Here is a 430-nt window from a genome sequence, read left to right as displayed (position 1 = left end):
ACGAATGGGGAGGGCGTTTAAGTTTGGCTAAGCAGGCTTTTGATCTCTCGTTAAGCTATGCCCGCCTGTATGCTAATCAGTTCTCCATACTAATCGATAGGAATACTTTTCAAAGCACACCTTATAGTCAGCGTTACGAACTCTATGGGCTTTCGCTGGGTATCAATCGGGGAAGCATTATGTACGAGCTTGATTTGGCCTATAAAACAAATCAACTCTCTTCGGTTTATGCGCTGAGTGGTCGGCCTGAAAACTTAGAAGACAGGCTTGAAATTGCGCTAGGTTTTGAATATCTAAGTGCCGCTAATCATCAAGTGAATGCTGGTGTATGGCGTTTTAAAAGTCTAGAGCAAGATACGAATCGTACCATCTATAACGAGATCTGGAATGTTTCATGGAGCAAGGAGTACTTTAATGATGTGCTCGGCTT

General features: G+C 43.0%; 1 protein-coding gene. It reads left to right on the top strand.

The window, feature by feature from the left end; translation table 11 throughout:
• Positions 1-23: 23 nt before the first annotated feature.
• Positions 24-430 (top strand): hypothetical protein (locus tag A3766_RS20845; RefSeq protein WP_156509012.1); only part of this gene is annotated, 407 nt, incomplete at its 3' end.

This window comes from Oleiphilus sp. HI0132, from assembly GCF_001635845.1.
Note: the sequence above shows the minus strand (reverse complement) of the source record. Positions and strands in the feature narration are given on the sequence as shown.